The sequence below is a fragment of the Acinetobacter sp. Q85-2 genome (genome assembly GCF_013420555.1).
GTDB classification, from domain to species: domain Bacteria; phylum Pseudomonadota; class Gammaproteobacteria; order Pseudomonadales; family Moraxellaceae; genus Acinetobacter; species Acinetobacter indicus.
Genome location: NZ_VOXW01000001.1, coordinates 212,101 through 228,915, shown reverse-complemented (window position 1 = coordinate 228,915; position 16,815 = coordinate 212,101). Strand labels below are relative to the sequence as shown.

Annotated in this window: 14 protein-coding genes and 1 tRNA gene; 8 read left to right on the top strand and 7 right to left on the bottom strand. The window is 45.4% G+C overall.

What is annotated here, in order from left to right; all coding sequences use genetic code 11:
* Nucleotides 1–32 precede the first annotated feature (32 nt).
* A complete protein-coding gene (locus FTT68_RS01125) occupies nt 33–764 on the top strand; it encodes a hypothetical protein (protein WP_005176329.1) in 732 nt (243 codons plus the stop codon).
* Nucleotides 765–804: 40 nt separating this feature from the next.
* Here the strand turns inward: FTT68_RS01125 and FTT68_RS01120 are convergent, their stop codons facing one another.
* Complete coding sequence (locus FTT68_RS01120) at nt 805–2,574, bottom strand: alkaline phosphatase (RefSeq protein ID WP_180006791.1); 1,770 nt, start codon at nt 2,572–2,574, stop codon at nt 805–807.
* Nucleotides 2,575–2,773: 199 nt separating this feature from the next.
* Between FTT68_RS01120 and FTT68_RS01115 the strand changes: the two genes are divergently transcribed.
* Nucleotides 2,774–2,859: transfer RNA gene (locus FTT68_RS01115), tRNA-Leu, on the top strand.
* Between the two features lie 363 nt (nt 2,860–3,222).
* Here the strand turns inward: FTT68_RS01115 and FTT68_RS01110 are convergent.
* The 5 genes from FTT68_RS01110 to rlmE form a co-directional block, all read right to left on the bottom strand.
* Nucleotides 3,223–3,537, bottom strand: coding sequence for a DUF5713 family protein (locus FTT68_RS01110; RefSeq protein WP_016659949.1), 315 nt, complete (start codon nt 3,535–3,537; stop codon nt 3,223–3,225).
* Nucleotides 3,538–3,663: 126 nt separating this feature from the next.
* Complete coding sequence (folP, locus tag FTT68_RS01105) at nt 3,664–4,515, bottom strand: dihydropteroate synthase (protein WP_180006792.1); 852 nt, start codon at nt 4,513–4,515, stop codon at nt 3,664–3,666.
* 188 nt (nt 4,516–4,703) lie between these two features.
* Nucleotides 4,704–5,357: a YitT family protein gene (locus tag FTT68_RS01100; RefSeq protein ID WP_016659947.1), complete on the bottom strand. Its 654-nt coding sequence runs from the start codon at nt 5,355–5,357 to the stop codon at nt 4,704–4,706.
* Nucleotides 5,358–5,616: 259 nt separating this feature from the next.
* Entirely contained in the window at nt 5,617–7,506 is a 1,890-nt protein-coding gene (gene ftsH / locus FTT68_RS01095) for an ATP-dependent zinc metalloprotease FtsH (protein ID WP_168398992.1), read from the bottom strand.
* A 134-nt stretch (nt 7,507–7,640) separates the two neighbouring features.
* Nucleotides 7,641–8,291: a 23S rRNA (uridine(2552)-2'-O)-methyltransferase RlmE gene (rlmE, locus tag FTT68_RS01090; protein ID WP_005176316.1), complete on the bottom strand. Its 651-nt coding sequence runs from the start codon at nt 8,289–8,291 to the stop codon at nt 7,641–7,643.
* A gap of 196 nt (nt 8,292–8,487) precedes the next feature.
* Between rlmE and yhbY the strand changes: the two genes are divergently transcribed.
* Nucleotides 8,488–8,811 carry a ribosome assembly RNA-binding protein YhbY gene (gene yhbY, locus FTT68_RS01085; protein ID WP_005176314.1) on the top strand — a complete coding sequence of 108 codons (324 nt, stop codon included), beginning with the start codon at nt 8,488–8,490 and terminating at the stop codon, nt 8,809–8,811.
* Nucleotides 8,812–8,820: 9 nt separating this feature from the next.
* Nucleotides 8,821–9,360, top strand: coding sequence for a DOMON-like domain-containing protein (locus FTT68_RS01080; RefSeq protein ID WP_075167187.1), 540 nt, complete (start codon nt 8,821–8,823; stop codon nt 9,358–9,360).
* A gap of 94 nt (nt 9,361–9,454) precedes the next feature.
* On the opposite strand, the gene FTT68_RS01075 is transcribed toward FTT68_RS01080, so the two are convergent.
* On the bottom strand, nt 9,455–9,946 hold the full coding sequence (locus FTT68_RS01075; RefSeq protein ID WP_160243447.1) for a hypothetical protein: 492 nt from the start codon (nt 9,944–9,946) through the stop codon (nt 9,455–9,457).
* Nucleotides 9,947–10,256: 310 nt separating this feature from the next.
* On the opposite strand from FTT68_RS01075, the gene carA reads away from it, so the two are divergent.
* The 4 genes from carA to FTT68_RS01055 all read left to right on the top strand — a co-directional run bounded on the left by carA (nt 10,257) and on the right by FTT68_RS01055 (nt 16,778).
* Nucleotides 10,257–11,396, top strand: a complete 1,140-nt coding sequence (carA, locus tag FTT68_RS01070) for a glutamine-hydrolyzing carbamoyl-phosphate synthase small subunit (protein WP_005176309.1) — start codon at nt 10,257–10,259, stop codon at nt 11,394–11,396.
* Between the two features lie 14 nt (nt 11,397–11,410).
* On the top strand, nt 11,411–14,641 hold the full coding sequence (gene carB / locus FTT68_RS01065; RefSeq protein ID WP_016659941.1) for a carbamoyl-phosphate synthase large subunit: 3,231 nt from the start codon (nt 11,411–11,413) through the stop codon (nt 14,639–14,641).
* 92 nt (nt 14,642–14,733) lie between these two features.
* Nucleotides 14,734–15,210, top strand: coding sequence for a transcription elongation factor GreA (gene greA / locus FTT68_RS01060; RefSeq protein WP_152342225.1), 477 nt, complete (start codon nt 14,734–14,736; stop codon nt 15,208–15,210).
* 131 nt (nt 15,211–15,341) lie between these two features.
* On the top strand, nt 15,342–16,778 hold the full coding sequence (locus FTT68_RS01055; protein WP_180006793.1) for a deoxyribodipyrimidine photo-lyase: 1,437 nt from the start codon (nt 15,342–15,344) through the stop codon (nt 16,776–16,778).
* The last annotated feature ends 37 nt before the right edge of the window (nt 16,779–16,815 follow it).

The window sequence follows — 16,815 nt, the reverse complement described above, 5'->3', positions numbered from 1 at the left end:
CCTGCAATTTAGCTTCTGCGTTGACCCTGTCCATGACCCCACAACAGCCCCTGCTTTTTCTACAACAGCTACAACAACACCATCCGGCTGCATTTAAACGCAATTTTCTGCTGTATGGCGCAATAAAAATCAAAGGCATGCTGGATGAGTGGAAAGAAATCCTCCCCTGGGTGCTGGCCCTGCTGATTTTTATTCCGCTGTCGATGGTCCTTGCAGATGTGATTCAGCAGCACTTGCCACAGTTTGATGCCGCACAAAGCAAAAGTATGGCAATTTTAGCGCTCATGTTGCTGTTGATGCTCACGACACCCTATGTGATTTATCAACTCAAACACAGTGCAGCGGCCTTATATCGCATGCTCCGCCATACCCCAATCAAACTGGCGATCGTGATTTTAGTGCAGGCGCTAAATGTCTATTACTGGCAAAGCGTGCTATTGCAAGGGATACTGTTCTTTTTTGCCCTGAGTTTTGGCTTTGTACGTTTTTATAAAGAAAACCTGTTTCGTCATGAGGCTACACCAGAACAGCAATACTGTTTGCAGCAGATTCGCCGTGCAGCGTACTGGTCATATCGTCAGCTTCGTAATACCCACCTAAAAATGTACTTTTATCCCAAAAGTTCGGCACGCTATGCAGACCTGGCGGTACAGCGGATGAAATATGCCAATCTGCATCAGCAAATCATGCAGGTTGAACACAAGTTTGCGCAGCAGATTAAATTTATTGATCTGGACAGTTATCTCAACGAAATCAGCCAATAAAAAAACCGGGACAATCCCGGTTTTTTTATAGAAACAGGGTTTAAGCACTGGCCGGCAGGTCTTTAATTTCCACCAGAGCCGGCGTGTATTGCAGACGGTGATAACGCGCATCATCCAGTTGATAATCTGCTGCTTTGACCGTGTTCACGAATTTCCACTCGGCCAGCATCTCATCTGCCGTAAAGCTGACGGTCAGATAACCTCGCTGATTCAGGTTGCAATAACTCAGCTCATCAATCAGGGTATTAAAGGCAAATTCAAATTCGTATAGCTTGGCCGCCGGAATCTGCAGATATTTTTCCATCCCCGGAGAGGACACCGAACTGGTGGCCAGCTCCACCCCGACAAAGTTCTGCTGGGCATCATACAGCTGTGCAGACCAGGCATTATGAGTATCGCCCGCCAGCACCACCACTTTTTTACCCAGTTGACCCAATATGCTATACAGTGCTTCACGCTCGTAAGCATAGCCATCCCAAGCATCCAGGTTATACGGCACCACGGTCAGAATACGGGCTTTTTCCTGTGCGGTTAAAGTGGGATCGCCCTGTAAATAACGGCTTTTTAGCGTCACCAGTTCTACCAGCATCCGCTCGACATTGGCCAAGGTCTCTACGGTTGCCTGACCACTGGTGATTTGCCCGAGCACCTGCAAGATTTCCGCCGGAATCAGCATTTTCGCCATCAGCACCTGTTGCCCCAGCACATTCCAGATGGCCTGAGATTGGGTCAGCTGCTGCGCCAACCAGGTAAACTGAGTACGGCCAAGCAAGGTACGGTTAGTGTCAGTTAAATCTGCGCTAAATCGGGCGGCATCCAGACCGATCGCGGTTAAATAATGGGCATAATCCAGCTGCTTGTGACGCGCCAATACCCGCGTATCCAGCATATTTAACTGCACCAGCTGACCGAAATTAAACTGGCGATAAATATTCAGATGGTCATTTTCAGAGACCGGACGAATTGGCATCCACTCAAAATAGGCCTGCAATGCAGCCAACTTGCGTGCAAAGAAATCACCTTCGTTGTCCTGATGATTCTCCGCCCCTTCCATCCAGGTATCATTGGTCAGCTCGTGGTCATCCCAGATTACAATAAACGGATGGCGCTGATGCACCGCCTGTAAGTCGGTATCCCCACGATATAAGGCATAACGCTTGCGATAATCATCTAAACGGATAATTTCCTGATTGTTATCTGCGGCCAAGGTACGTCCCAGTTTTTCCGCATCTTCAGTGGCATAACCATCGGCGCCATATTCATAAATATAATCACCCAGATGGATGACCACATCCAGATTTTCCTTGGCCATTTCCTTATAGACATGGAAATAACCGGCCGGATAGTTGGAGCAGGAACAGACCGCAAACTTTACAGCAGCAGTATCAAGCGGCAAGGTTTTGGTTTGGCCTACCGGTGAGCTTTGCGCGCCATAGCGGAAACGGTAGAAATAGGTCTGATTGGCTTCTAAACCGTCTGCATCAACTTTGACGGTAAAGTCCTGCGCCTGTGTGGTCAGCACTTTGCCCGTATTTACAATGTGCTGAAACGCCTGATCGGTCGCGATTTCCCACTGTACTTCCAGACGCATAGCCGTATCTTCGGGGCTAAGACGGGTCCATAGAATCACCCGGTCTGCCAATGGGTCACCACTGGCCACACCATGTAAAAATTGTATTTGTGGCGCATCAGGAGATGGATGCTCTGGATCATCATCGCCACAGGCAGTTAAGCTGAGTGGCAAAGACAGTGCCCCAAAACCAGCAATGGTTTTTTGAATCAGTTCACGACGGTTCATGTGCGTTGTCATACGGTTTTCCTGTTGTTTTTATTTGATCTACCTTAGAAAACCGAGGTTTAGCTTTGATCTCATTTTGATGAAAAAATGATGACAGTCGTTTCCTTCCCTGCCGAGAGTTTAGGCTAATACAATGATTTGCTTGAAAAGAAAGCAATTGTAAGCAAATTTACTTGCCAAGTTTTCCATCCTCCTCTATTATTGCGCACATGCCCGAGTGGTGAAATCGGTAGACACAGGGGATTTAAAATCCCCCGCCCTCAAAGCGTGCCAGTTCGAGTCTGGCCTCGGGCACCATTTTAATAGATCTTAAAATGGTGCAATAAATTACCCAGCGTCAAGCTGGTTTTTTTATGCCCGAAATTTAATAAAACAGATTGAATAGAAAGAGAAGAAATATAAAAAGAAGGATGAAATATCAGGTCACCCTACTCACCTTGCCAAGCTGTTTTTCAAGCATTTATGCCGCCGATGAATCAAGCATTTAATATGATCAAGAAACGCCCGTACAGCAAAGCAACCTGCTGAGTAGGTCTTGCAGGTAGATGAGAGGACTAAAGCATATCCGAAACAGAGCTGCTATTTACTGTACACTCTGTAAGATTGAGCGATAGAATCATCTCAAACCCAGATCACCCCATTATAAAAAAAGAGAGCGGCTTACCACTCTCGATTCGATACCAGCTCTTCCATTTCCAGCTCGAAATAGCCGGCATCTTGCAGCACCATCATCATCGCTTCGGCAATATAGTCCGCCGCAGTATCATCCAGTGATGAGTCCAGATCTTCAAATTGTGGTTTCATCTTGTTGATGACACTTACCGTTTCATGGGCGAAGTGATAAATATCCGCCTCGGACAAATTCGGCTTGGCGACTTTTTTCGCAAACTGTTCAATGGACTGTTTGATTTCAGCGACCAGAATATCGGGATAATAGTCATCGTCAAACATGGGGAGAAGTAAATCTGTAAACATACAGGCACTCAAAACTACAAAAGGTCAAATTCAAGACAGGCTATATAGCACAAAGCCCCTGAAAAGCCAAACTGAGCGAGATTTGAATACCTATATGATATAAAGCAGGCTGGTATAGAGCAGCCCTTAAGCCAATTGCATCGCCTGCCAGATTTTAATGGCATCGGCGGTAGCTTTCACATCATGCGCGCGCACCATACAGGCACCCTGCTGAATACTCAGCAAATGCGCAGTGGCTGAACCAACTGCACGTTGCTGTGGCTCTGCGGCATCCAGCACACTGCCAATAAAACGTTTACGCGACAAGGCAGATAAAATTGGATAACCCATGTCAGTCAGTTTATGGAACTCATTTAGCAATTGCAGATTTTGCTGGACATTTTTGGCAAAACCAAAGCCCGGATCAATCATAATGTTTTCAGCCTTGACCCCGGCATCCAGTGCATCCTGAACCCGTTGCGAGAGTTCACGAATAACATCTGTAGTGACATCTTCATATTGATCCAGATTATTCATGGTGGTTGGCTCACCGCGCATATGCATGATGATCACCGGAATATTTAATTCAGCTGCGGTTTCCAGCGCCTGAGGACGGGTTAAAGCCCGCACATCATTCCAGATATGTGCACCGGCCGCTACTGCCGCACGAATCACTTCCGGCTGTGAAGTATCAATTGAAATCACCACATCCAGTTTGGCCAGCTCCTCGACCACAGGCACCACCCGGCGGATTTCTTCATCAATTTCCACCACCGCTGCGCCGGGACGGGTCGATTCACCCCCCACATCAATGACGGTGGCACCTTCAGCAATCATCTGTTTGGCACGGGCAATCGCCTGCTCTTTTTCATTGTGCTGCCCCCCGTCACTAAACGAGTCCGGGGTTACATTCAAGATTCCCATCACATGCGGCTGAGACAGATCCAAAGTTAAAGCTCCAAAGCTCCATTGACGCTGCGGTAATGGCATCAGCTGCATGTTTTTCTCCTCATTCACAATAAGGCAAATATTGTCTTATGGATAATTCAGTAAAGTAAAGCCTTAGATGTCAAACTGCGGCTTATTTGCATATTGCAACAGCTTGGACAGTCGGCTTAATTTCACAAAAGGGATCATTTTTTTCGTCCGACAAAACAGCTGATAGATCCCCTATTAAAGACAGGAGATTATGACTGACCCTGATAACGCCCCGGCCGATGATTGAGGGCCAAAAAGATACCCATAATCACCGCTGCCAAGATAGACCACAACACCTGCTGATATGGCATCACCCCAAAAGCCAATGCAACGACCACACAATCAATGGCCATTTGTACCTTACCGGCACTGATGCCAGCTTTGTCTTGCAAATACAGCGACAAGATGGTGGCGCCACCCAAACTCGATTGATGCCGGGCCAAAAACAGAATACCGGTTCCCAGCATTAAGCCGCCAGCAATGGCGGCAAAAAGTGGATGCAAATAATGAATGTCCAGATATTGCGGCACAATATAGGTCAATAAAGAAAGTAAGGCCACACAAATAAAGGTTTTCAGCGTGAAGCTTTTGCCCAGTCTGCGCCACGCAAACCAGTAAAACGGCAGATTAATCAGAAAATACAGCAAACTAAACGACCAGCCAGTTGCATAGTGCAGCACAAAAGCAATCCCTGCGGTACTCCCGGTCAGCAGACCTGCCTGTTCATACAGAATCAGGGTAATTCCGACAAACAGCGTTCCTGAGAACAGTGCTAGGCTGTCATCCATATAACTATGTTTAAGCGGATGCATCGATGGTAGAGGCGCAGCTTTTAACGCGCTTGGATTAGATTGGTTATTCATGTTGAGAATCCCCTGTTCACCCTGTACTTGTGGTCTGTGGTGAATAGCATGTGTGTGCTTGTGGCACGTGGTATTTTTATTGCGTTTTTAATATGACAAAGGATAAAAATTTCTACAATCTTTAATTGTTGTCTTTTCTCCTGTCCGGGTTTATGGCTTGCATAGACCTTTCATCTAACCAATTGGGTCAGGTACCCATAAATACATGCAAATTTCATGCATAAAAAAACCACCCGAAGGTGGTTTTCTTAAAATATTCTTAGTTGGCTGGCAATGGTGGTGGTGTGCTTGGACCATTGCTTGGGGTTACATCAATCACCGGATTTTCTGCAACATATACTTTTGGTGGCTGTGGTTCACGGCCTTCCATAATGTCACGAATCTGCTCACGATCAATGGTTTCCCAATCCATCAGCGCTTTTACCATGGCATGGGCAATCTCTTTGTTGTTTTCCAAGATATCCCAGGCCACTTTATATTGCTCATCCAGAATGCGGCGCACTTCACGGTCCACTTCCAGCTGTGTCGCTTCAGAAATGGTCCGGCTACCCAGGCTGCCCATGAAGGATTGCTGTGAATCATCTTCATAAACCATCACGCCTAGTTTGTCCGACATACCGTATTTGGTCACCATGGCACGTGCCATTTTGGTTGCACGCTCAAAGTCGTTCGATGCACCGGTAGATTGCTGATTAATGAAAATTTCTTCAGCAATACGACCACCAAACAGGATTGAAATTTCTTTCAGCATCTTGTCTTTGTAATGGCTGGTCTGATCAAACTCAGGCAACTGCCAGGTTACACCCAGCGCCCAACCACGCGGCATAATCGTAACTTTATGCACAGGATCCGTACCCGGCAGCATTTCCGCCACAATGGCATGGCCTGCTTCATGATAAGCCGTCGCACGACGTTCTTCTTCACGAATCACCATCGATTTACGTTCAGGACCCATGTACAGCTTGTCTTTGGCGTCTTCAAAGTCATGCATGTCGACCGTGTTCTTGTTACGACGTGCAGCAAATAGCGCTGCTTCGTTCACCAAGTTGGCCAACTGTGCACCCGAGAAGCCCGGTGTACCACGTGCAAGGACTTTTACATCCACACCTGTGGTTGAAGGCAATTTTTTCAGGTGAACATTCAAGATTTGCTCACGACCTTTAATATCGGGTAAGCCCACCATCACCTGACGGTCAAAACGACCTGGACGTAATAAAGCTTTATCCAGTACATCGGCACGGTTGGTTGCGGCAATGACGATAATACCTTCGTTGCCTTCAAAACCGTCCATTTCGACCAGCATCTGGTTTAAGGTCTGCTCACGCTCATCGTGACCACCACCAGTACCTGAACCACGGTGACGACCGACCGCATCAATCTCATCAATAAAGATAATACATGGCGCGTGGCGTTTCGCCTGCTCGAACATGTCACGGACACGAGATGCACCGACACCCACGAACATTTCTACGAAGTCAGAACCTGAAATACTGAAGAATGGAACTTTCGCTTCACCTGCAATCGCTTTTGCAAGCAGGGTTTTACCCGTACCCGGAGGACCCACCATCAGGACGCCCTTAGGAATAGTTGCCCCCAGACGTTTGAATTTGGCCGGATCTTTCAGGAAGTCAACGATTTCCACGACTTCCTGTTTTGCTTCATCACAACCCGCAACATCAGTAAAGGTGACTTTAATCTGGTCTTCAGACAGCATTTTTGCCTTTGACTTACCGAAGCTCATCGGACCGTTCTTACCGCCTGCACCGCCACCCATGTTGCGCATAAAGAACATGAATAACAAAATGATTAAGAGCACAGGGAAACTTGCAATCAGCAACTGCATCAACAAACCTTGACGTTGAGGTGCAGTACCTTCAACAACAACGTTGTTTTCAATGAGGCTCGGCATGAGTTCAGGATCTTGAACCGCCGGACGAATACTTTCAAATGGTGAGCCATTGGCTTTTTCACCACTAATTCTTTCGCCATCAATTGTAACTTTTTTAATTTGACCAGCATCCACCGCCGCAACGAACTCGGAATAGTTCATTGACGTTGGCTTATCACTGCCATTGATGTTACTGAAAATCAGAATCAGTACACCAAGTATAATTAGCCACAATACGGCATTCTTGAAGAGATCGCTCAAAGCTTTATTCCCATATCAATCTAATTTGATCATGCCCTTTACAGGGTGACCTTAATGTTAAAGCTGAAGATCAGCCTACAAAACTCTTAAAAACGTACAAAATGCACAATTTTTAACGGCTTGGCAAGTAAACTTTATTTGAATGCCTTCTTCCGGCCCTGTCCGATCAAAAACACTTCTTTCGAACGTGCACGAGAAGCTGCCGGTTTTGCAGTCTTTAATACATCGAAGCTGTCGACGACCTGTTTGCGAAATTCATCGAAGCCAGAACCCTGGAACACCTTCACAACAAACTGTCCGTTTGGCCCCAGCACTTTTTGCGCAAAGTCCAAAGCCAGTTCACATAAATAGATTTGTCGTGGCTGATCTACTGCTCTATTACCTGATGTATTGGGGGCCATATCGGAAATTACAACGTCTACAGTCCGGCCATTTAAAATATTTAACAATTTTTCAAAAACTTCTTCCTCACGGAAGTCACCTTGCAGGAAGGTCACATCTGGTAAGGCATCCATAGGCAAAATATCCGATGCAATCACCAGCCCTTTGTCACCGACCAGTTTGCCGGCAATTTGCGACCAGCTGCCGGGCGCAGCCCCCAGATCGACCACCGTCATGCCGGGTTTGATAATTTTATATTTTTCCTGAATCTCTAGCAGTTTATACGCAGCACGCGCACGATAACCTTCCTTCTGGGCTTTTTTCACGAAAGGGTCATCCAGGTGCTCTCTCATCCACGCACGACTACTTTTGGATAATTTCTGGTTGGTAATGCGTGTTGCCATAACTCTCTAAATATTAAAAACCTTCTAATTTATAATTGTACGTGAAAATTGCCGCGCTTGCAGTACAGATGTGTAGTTAAATGGACGTAGAGGGTGTGATTTTTTCTATTATTTGCATCGATTATTTGCGCAGATTTTACAGCGTTTCAAATTGGGATTTGCTATACTAAGCCGTTTTTAAAATCAGGTTATTTTTATGGCGGCTTTATCTATTCAGGAACGCAAGCGTTTACGTCAAATCGGTCATGCACTCAATCCGGTTGTGATGATTGGCGGACAAGGGCTTACTGAAAATGTCATTGAAGAAACCACGCGTGCGTTAAACGACCACGAACTGATTAAAGTGAAAATTGGCGGTGAAGACCGTGAAGCACGTGCAGCTGTAATTGAGGCAATTGCAGAAGCGACTGGTGCAGAAGTGGTACAGACCATTGGTAAAATTGCCCTGCTGTATAAAAAAGCCAAACCGCAAAATCCAAAATTATCGAACCTGGTTCGTCACGCGCATCTGGCAAAATAATTTTTCCTTATGGCAAGTTATGAACTGAGTGCTTTTGATCGCCGTTTTCAGGCCATCTCCCTGGTCGGGGCGATTGAGCAGCAAAGCCCGTTTAACCTGAATATTGGTTACTGGCTGCGTGATCCGAACCAGTATGTGCAGTGGCCCGATCTGGTGTCTGCGCATCCGCGTCAGGATTTTCTCTGGCAGAACACCTGTTTTGAAGTGTTTATTGGGGTTCATGGGGAAGATTTTTATCGTGAAATTAATCTTTCTCCATCTCAAGCCTGGCAGGCCTATCAGTTTGAGGAATATCGCTATCCGGAAGATATGCCGCCGCAAGCCGCCTATGATATTGAGCTCAACCAGCTGAAACGCACCCATTATGGACTGAATGTCAGTCTGGACTTGGGCGAATTCATGGCCAAGCATAAATTAAAGTGGTCGGATCTGTTCATTGGTTTAACTGCCGTGTTAAACACTTCTGAAGGTGAACACTATTACGCCATGCAGCACAGCAGTCCACAGGCCGATTTTCATAACAAGCGCGATTGGCTGCATCAGTTCTAGGCATTATGTCTGAACTAAAACGCAGTATAAAAAAGTGAGGCACATGACCTCACTTTTTTATTGCCTGCATCGCACGCACCCGCTACAACACGCCTTAGCTTTTAAGGGTGGTGTCGGTTTCAGAAGCAGGTGCCGCCTCTTTTGCTGGTACAACTTTTTTCCAGGTTTCCAAGGTATGTTCTTTGGAGCGCTTGAAGGTTTCAGTTAACTGGTCTTTATGCTTGACTGAAATCTGGCTGACATCGGCTTTAAGCTCTTTGCCAATTTTATTCAAATCTTCAATCACCGCATTAAACTCGGTTTTCACGAACTCTTTTAGTTCACCAAGATCTTTTTGTGAGCTGCCAAAATGCCCCTTGAGCGATTCAATTTTCTGCAGTAGCTCCTTCTTGAGCTGACTGAGCTGCTCCTGCACGCTGCCATTAAATTTTTTCGCTTCGGTCTGCAGTTTTTCCTGGGTCTCCCCGACTGCTTCAGTAACCTGCTGCTTGGCCTCTTGCGCTGCCTGTTCAAGCTTTTCAGTGCCTTCTGCCACCACGTCTTTTAAGGAGTTTTTAGCCGCTGGCTGTTTTTGTTCTGCTGTCATTGCCGTTCACCCGCCTGTTATTATGAAAGACCACAGCATAGTAGAAACAGATAAAATTTAAGTTTTGATTTGTTAGACAATTATTAAATGCTTACATTTCTGTGACATTGCGTGACAAACATGCTTTTGCACCAAAAGAATACTTTTTTATTGGATATTCCGCTTCAAGAACGTGGACTTTTTCAGAGTTGGTGCGTATAATGCGCTGTTAAGTTCAAGCGAGCAGATGTGAGGAGGGTAGGTTGTATAGTAGCCTTCCTTTTTTTTCGTCTACTCGCTTTTTTACAGCCTAAATTTCAGGAGCTTTGGTTTGAGCACCCCCGCCATTTTAGCCCTTGCCGACGGTACGATCTTCAAAGGAACGTCAATCGGTGCATCGGGTAGTACGACTGGTGAAGTCGTTTTTAACACTGCCATGACTGGCTATCAAGAAATTTTGACTGACCCGAGTTATGCACAGCAACTTGTGACTTTAACTTACCCGCATATTGGTAACACAGGTTGTAATGAAGAAGACGCAGAATCTGGTCGTATTCATAAAGTATGGGCCAACGGATTAATCATTCGTGATTTGCCTTTATTGCATAGCAACTTCCGTTCTACACAGTCTTTAGCGGATTACCTGAAGCAACACAATGTGGTTGCCATTGCCGATATCGACACGCGTAAACTGACTCGTATTTTACGTGCAAAAGGTGCGCAAAACGGTTGTATTCTGGCTGGTGAAAATATCACTGAAGAAGAAGCAATTGCAAAAGCACGTGCATTTGGCGGCTTAAACGGTTTAGACCTTGCAAAAGAATGCTGTGACCCGAACGGTTTTGAATGGACCGAAGGCTCATGGGAACTTGGCAAAGGCTTTACTCAACCTGAACTTAAATTCCATGTGGTTGCATACGACTACGGTGTCAAAACCAACATCCTGCGTATGCTGGCAGACCGCGGCTGTAAACTGACCGTTGTGCCTGCACAAACCCCTGCTGCTGACGTACTTGCGTTAAATCCAGATGGCGTGTTCCTGTCGAACGGCCCTGGCGACCCAGCTGCTTGTGATTATGCAATTGAAGCTGTAAAAACTATTGTTGAAACCACCAATCTCCCTGTGTTTGGTATCTGTTTAGGTCACCAGATTCTTGCTCTGGCTTCTGGCGCAAAAACCATGAAAATGGCGCACGGTCACCACGGTGCCAACCATCCTGTACAAAACATCGAAGATGGTACAGTGATGATTACCTCGCAAAACCACGGCTTCGCAGTGGATGAAAGCAACCTGCCAGCAGTCTTGCGTGTTACCCACCGTTCACTGTTCGATGGTACTAACCAGGGTATCCACCGTACAGACAAGCCGGCATTCAGCTTCCAGGGTCACCCTGAAGCCAGCCCAGGTCCACACGACTGTGCCCCACTGTTCGATCATTTCATCGAACTTCTTGAAGCAGCTAAGAAGTAATTAAGGAGCAAATAATGCCAAAGCGTACGGATATTAAAAGCATCTTAATTATTGGTGCTGGTCCTATTGTTATCGGTCAGGCCTGTGAGTTTGACTACTCGGGTGCTCAAGCCTGTAAAGCGCTGCGTGAAGAAGGTTACCGCGTCATTCTGGTGAACTCGAACCCGGCGACGATTATGACTGACCCGGCAATGGCGGATGCAACCTATATCGAGCCAATCACCTGGCAAACCGTTGCAGCGATCATTGAAAAAGAACGTCCAGATGCAGTTTTACCAACCATGGGCGGCCAGACTGCACTGAACTGTGCCCTTGCTCTGGATGCCAACGGTATTTTAGAAAAATACAATGTTGAGCTGATTGGCGCGACTAAAGAAGCGATTGAAAAAGCAGAAGACCGTAAACTGTTTGACGAAGCAATGCGTAAAATTGGTCTGGAATGTCCAAAAGCTGCGATTGCGGAATCTATGGAAGAAGCGCTGGACATTCAGGCGCGCTTCGGTTTCCCTGTGATTATTCGTCCATCATTCACCATGGGTGGTTCTGGTGGCGGTATCGCGTACAACCGCGAAGAATTCCTTGAAATCTGTGAACGTGGTTTCGACCTGTCTCCGACTCACCAGTTATTGATTGATGAATCACTCATTGGCTGGAAAGAATACGAGATGGAAGTTGTTCGTGACAAAAACGACAACTGTATTATCGTCTGTTCAATCGAAAACTTTGACCCAATGGGCGTGCATACTGGTGACTCCATCACAGTTGCTCCGGCACAAACATTGACCGACAAAGAATATCAACTCATGCGTAACGCGTCTTTAGCGGTACTGCGTGAAATTGGTGTAGAAACCGGTGGTTCTAACGTTCAGTTCGGTATTAACCCGAAAGATGGCCGTATGGTTATCATTGAAATGAACCCGCGTGTATCGCGTTCATCTGCCCTTGCGTCTAAAGCAACAGGTTTCCCGATTGCGAAAATCGCAGCGAAACTGGCAGTGGGTTATACCCTGGATGAGCTGAAAAACGACATCACTGGCGGTACAACTCCTGCATCGTTCGAGCCATCAATTGACTACGTTGTAACCAAGGTTCCACGTTTCAACTTCGAAAAATTCCCGCAAGCAGATGCAACACTGACGACTCAGATGAAATCTGTGGGTGAAGTAATGGCAATTGGCCGTAACTTCCAGGAATCTGTCAACAAAGCCCTTCGTGGTCTAGAAGTCGGTGCTTCTGGTTTTGATGAAAAAATCGAAGTGGGTACTGAAGGTGCGCGCGAGAAAATCCTGCAAGAACTTAAAGTTCCAGGCCCAGAGCGTATCTGGTACGTAGCGGATGCCTTCCGTCATGGCTTCACTTTAGATGAAGTATTTGAAGCGACCAAAATTGACCGCTGGTTCCTGATTCAGATTGAAGACATCATCAATACTGAAAACCAGATCAAAACTTTAGGTTTCGGTGATTTAAACGCAGACAACATCCGTGCGTTCAAACGCAAAGGTTTATCGGATCTGCGTATCGCCAACCTGATGGGTATTTCACAAAAACAATTCCGTAAACACCGCTGGAACCTGGGCGTGACTCCGGTTTACAAACGTGTGGATACATGTGCGGCAGAATTCGAATCTGATACCGCTTATATGTATTCAACTTACGATGAAGAATGTGAATCGAATCCATCTGCGAAAGACAAGATCATGGTCATCGGTGGTGGTCCTAACCGTATTGGTCAGGGTATCGAATTCGATTACTGCTGTGTACACGCGGCGCTTGCGATGCGTGAAGACGGTTATGAAACCATCATGGTGAACTGTAACCCTGAAACGGTTTCTACTGACTATGACACCTCAGATCGTCTGTACTTCGAACCAATTACTTTGGAAGATGTGCTTGAAATCGTGCGTACCGAGAAGCCTAAAGGCATTATCGTACAGTACGGTGGTCAAACACCGCTGAAACTGGCGCGTGCGTTAGAAGAGGCTGGTGCACCAATCATTGGTACATCTCCAGATGCGATTGACCGTGCCGAAGACCGTGAACGTTTCCAGCAAATGATTCAACGTCTGCAACTGCGTCAACCAAACAACAGCATCGTAAAATCTGCTGAAGAAGGTATTGCTGAAGCGGCGAAAGTGGGCTATCCACTGGTGGTACGTCCATCATACGTACTAGGTGGCCGTGCGATGGAAATCGTGTACAACGAAGAAGAATTGAAGCGTTACTTACGTGATGCCGTTCAGGCGTCGAATGATGCCCCTGTTCTTCTTGACCGCTTCCTGGATGATGCGATTGAAGTTGACGTAGACTGCGTATCTGACGGTAAAGATGTGGTGATCGGCGGGATCATGCAGCACATTGAACAGGCGGGTATTCACTCAGGTGACTCTGCATGTTCGATTCCACCTTACTCGTTATCAAACGAAGTACAGGACGAAATGCGTCGTCAAACCGTAGCGATGGCCAAAGAGCTGGGCGTTATCGGTTTAATGAACGTACAGTTCGCGGTAAAAGGCGATGACGTTTACATTCTGGAAGTGAACCCACGTGCTTCTCGTACCGTGCCGTTCGTATCTAAGTGTATCGGTGAATCATTAGCGAAAATTGCTGCACGTTGTATGGCGGGTCAATCTCTGGAGTCACAAGGCTTCACAACCGAGATTATTCCTGAGCACTTCTCTGTTAAAGAAGCGGTGTTCCCATTCAACAAGTTCCCGGGTGTTGACCCAATCCTTGGCCCTGAAATGAAATCTACAGGCGAAGTAATGGGTGTGGGTAAAACTTTTGGTGAAGCATTCTACAAAGCTGTGTTAGGCTCGAATGAACGCTTACCAGGTTTGCCAACCGAAGGCGAAATCAAGCATGCATTCATTTCGGTACGTGATTCTGATAAACCACGTGCAGCAGGTATTGCCAAACAGCTTGCAGACTTTGGCTTCAAAATTATCGCTACCGGCGGTACTTATGATGTGATCAAAGCCGCAGGAATTGAATGTGAACGTGTGAATAAAGTAACTGAAGGTCGTCCGAATATTGTGGACCGCTTGAAAAATGGCGAAATTCACCTCATTATCAATACCACTGAAGGCAAACAAGCGCAGCAGGATTCATTCTCAATCCGCCGTTCTGCCCTGCAAGGTAAGGTCTATCATACGACTACCCTGAATGGTGCCGATGCGGTATGCCAAGCGTTAGCCATTAAATTGCCGATGGATGTTTATCGTTTGCAAGATTTAAGCAAAGGTTAATTGTCTACCGAGAAGTCCCGTCACCTCTCGGTGGCGGGCTTTTTTTCATTTATAGAGCTGTATTTTTCTAATATTCAACTTGAGGGACAACAATGCAACGTTATCCTATGACTCCTGAAGGCAAAGTCGCCTTAGAGAAAGAATTACACCAGTTAAAAACTGTTGAACGCCCACGTATTACTGCTGCGATTGCAGAAGCACGTGAACACGGCGACCTAAAAGAAAATGCAGAGTATCATGCAGCACGTGAGCAGCAAGGTTTCTGTGAGGGGCGTATTCAAGACATCGAAGGTAAACTCGGTGCTTGCCAAGTCATTGATGTAAAAGAACTTGAGCAAAATGGTCGTGTTGTATTTGGGGTAACAGTAACCATTGAAAACCTTGACACAGAAGAACGTAAAACTTACAAAATTGTAGGTGATGATGAAGCAGATTTTAAAATTAATAAAATCTCTGTGAACTCTCCAATCGCGCGTGGCCTGTTGGGCAAAAATGAAGGCGATGACGTAAAAATTGTCACCCCGCAAGGTGAAGTTGAGTACGAAATCGTCAGCGTTGAATACATCTAATCCTTAGATGGTTTGACATCCCAAAGCCCCTCTTCTGAGGGGTTTTTTATTATCTTTCAAACAAAAGTTCACGAAAAAATTACAGCAAATGTATATGCTTTAATAGTCAATATTTTTCTATAAATTTTAAAATGCAGCTTATTTGGTTCCGTCAAGATTTAAGAATTCATGATCATGCAGCTCTTTGGCATACTCGCGAAGCTGGCCCTTGCATTGCCTTAGTCGTGCTATCGCCAAAACAATGGCAAGTGCACAATGATGCGCTAATTAAAATTGACTTCTATTTAAGACAACTGAATTATCTAAAAAATGAACTTGCCACGTTAAATATTCCACTTGTTATTTTAACTATTCCATTATGGAAAGACCTGCCAAATCAATTATTAAGCTTATGCCAAAATCATAATATTCAAGCTGTTCATGCCGATATAGAATTGGGTGTAAATGAATTAAAACGCGATGCTCAAACTCAACAGCTATTAGAAAAGAATAATATTCGTTTTGAGTTGTATCATGACCGAACTATTTTCCCTGTTGGAAGCATTCGTAATAAAACTGGTCATCCATATCAAGTATTTGGTGCATTTAAAAAGCAATGCTATGAGAAACTCAGCATAAGCTTGCCACAATGCTACCCAACTATTGAGGTTCAAAAACCAATTCCACAGCACAATGACTTTACAAGAGAAGTTCCACAATTAAGTGATATTTACTCAAATTCAGAAGAAAAAGTAATCAGCGAAAACCTACAAAATCTTTGGCAAATTGGTGAGCATCATGCTTGGGAACTTTTAGATGAGTTTATTGAAAATCAAGTTGAGTATTATCATATTGAACGTGATTTCCCGAATTTGAATAGCACGAGTAAACTTGCAGCTTATTTAAATATTGGCATTCTTTCTATTCGCCAATGTTTACAAGCTTTGTTTCGCCACAGTCACGGCTGTATGGAATTTGAAAACAATGGGCAACAAATTTGGTTAAATGAACTCCTTTGGCGTGAGTTTTATCAGCATATTTTATTCGACTACCCTCGCGTATCGAAAAACTTACCATTTAAATTAGACACTCAACGCATTGTATGGCGCAATGCTCCTGAAGATTTACAGGCTTGGCAGCATGGGCAAACAGGTATCCCAATTGTAGATGCTGGCATGCGACAGTTACTTGCAACGGGTTGGATGCATAACCGTGTTCGTATGATTTGCGCGATGTTTTTAAGCAAAAATTTACTGATAGATTGGCGTTTAGGCGAATCATGGTTTATGCAGCATTTAATTGATAGTGATTTGGCTGCCAATAACGGTGGATGGCAGTGGTGTGCATCTACAGGAACAGATGCTGCACCGTATTTCCGTATTTTCAACCCTGTAAGTCAGTCGCAAAAGTTTGATGCAAATGGCGATTATATTCGTCAATGGGTACCTGAAATTTCACATTTAAATGCGAAACAAATTCACGAACCTTATGCGAAAAATCCACAACTAAAATTGGATTATCCAAAGCCGATTGTAGATTTAAAAAGCAGTCGTGTTCGTGCAATTGAGGCCTTTAAGCATTTGAGTTAACTTCGGCTATAATGGCGTTACGCTTGTTCTTTGATTG

What these genes read in the sequence shown, in the direction of transcription:
- carB (WP_016659941.1), top strand. Translation starts at nt 11,411, where the DNA reads ATGCCAAAGCGTACGGATATTAAAAGCATCTTAATTATTGGTGCTGGT.
- FTT68_RS01125 (WP_005176329.1), top strand. Translation starts at nt 33, where the DNA reads ATGACCCCACAACAGCCCCTGCTTTTTCTACAACAGCTACAACAACAC.
- folP (WP_180006792.1), bottom strand. Translation starts at nt 4,515, where the DNA reads ATGCAGCTGATGCCATTACCGCAGCGTCAATGGAGCTTTGGAGCTTTA.
- FTT68_RS01075 (WP_160243447.1), bottom strand. Translation starts at nt 9,946, where the DNA reads ATGACAGCAGAACAAAAACAGCCAGCGGCTAAAAACTCCTTAAAAGAC.
- FTT68_RS01055 (WP_180006793.1), top strand. Translation starts at nt 15,342, where the DNA reads ATGCAGCTTATTTGGTTCCGTCAAGATTTAAGAATTCATGATCATGCA.
- yhbY (WP_005176314.1), top strand. Translation starts at nt 8,488, where the DNA reads ATGGCGGCTTTATCTATTCAGGAACGCAAGCGTTTACGTCAAATCGGT.
- FTT68_RS01100 (WP_016659947.1), bottom strand. Translation starts at nt 5,357, where the DNA reads ATGAATAACCAATCTAATCCAAGCGCGTTAAAAGCTGCGCCTCTACCA.
- FTT68_RS01120 (WP_180006791.1), bottom strand. Translation starts at nt 2,574, where the DNA reads ATGACAACGCACATGAACCGTCGTGAACTGATTCAAAAAACCATTGCT.
- FTT68_RS01080 (WP_075167187.1), top strand. Translation starts at nt 8,821, where the DNA reads ATGGCAAGTTATGAACTGAGTGCTTTTGATCGCCGTTTTCAGGCCATC.
- rlmE (WP_005176316.1), bottom strand. Translation starts at nt 8,291, where the DNA reads ATGGCAACACGCATTACCAACCAGAAATTATCCAAAAGTAGTCGTGCG.
- FTT68_RS01110 (WP_016659949.1), bottom strand. Translation starts at nt 3,537, where the DNA reads ATGTTTACAGATTTACTTCTCCCCATGTTTGACGATGACTATTATCCC.
- greA (WP_152342225.1), top strand. Translation starts at nt 14,734, where the DNA reads ATGCAACGTTATCCTATGACTCCTGAAGGCAAAGTCGCCTTAGAGAAA.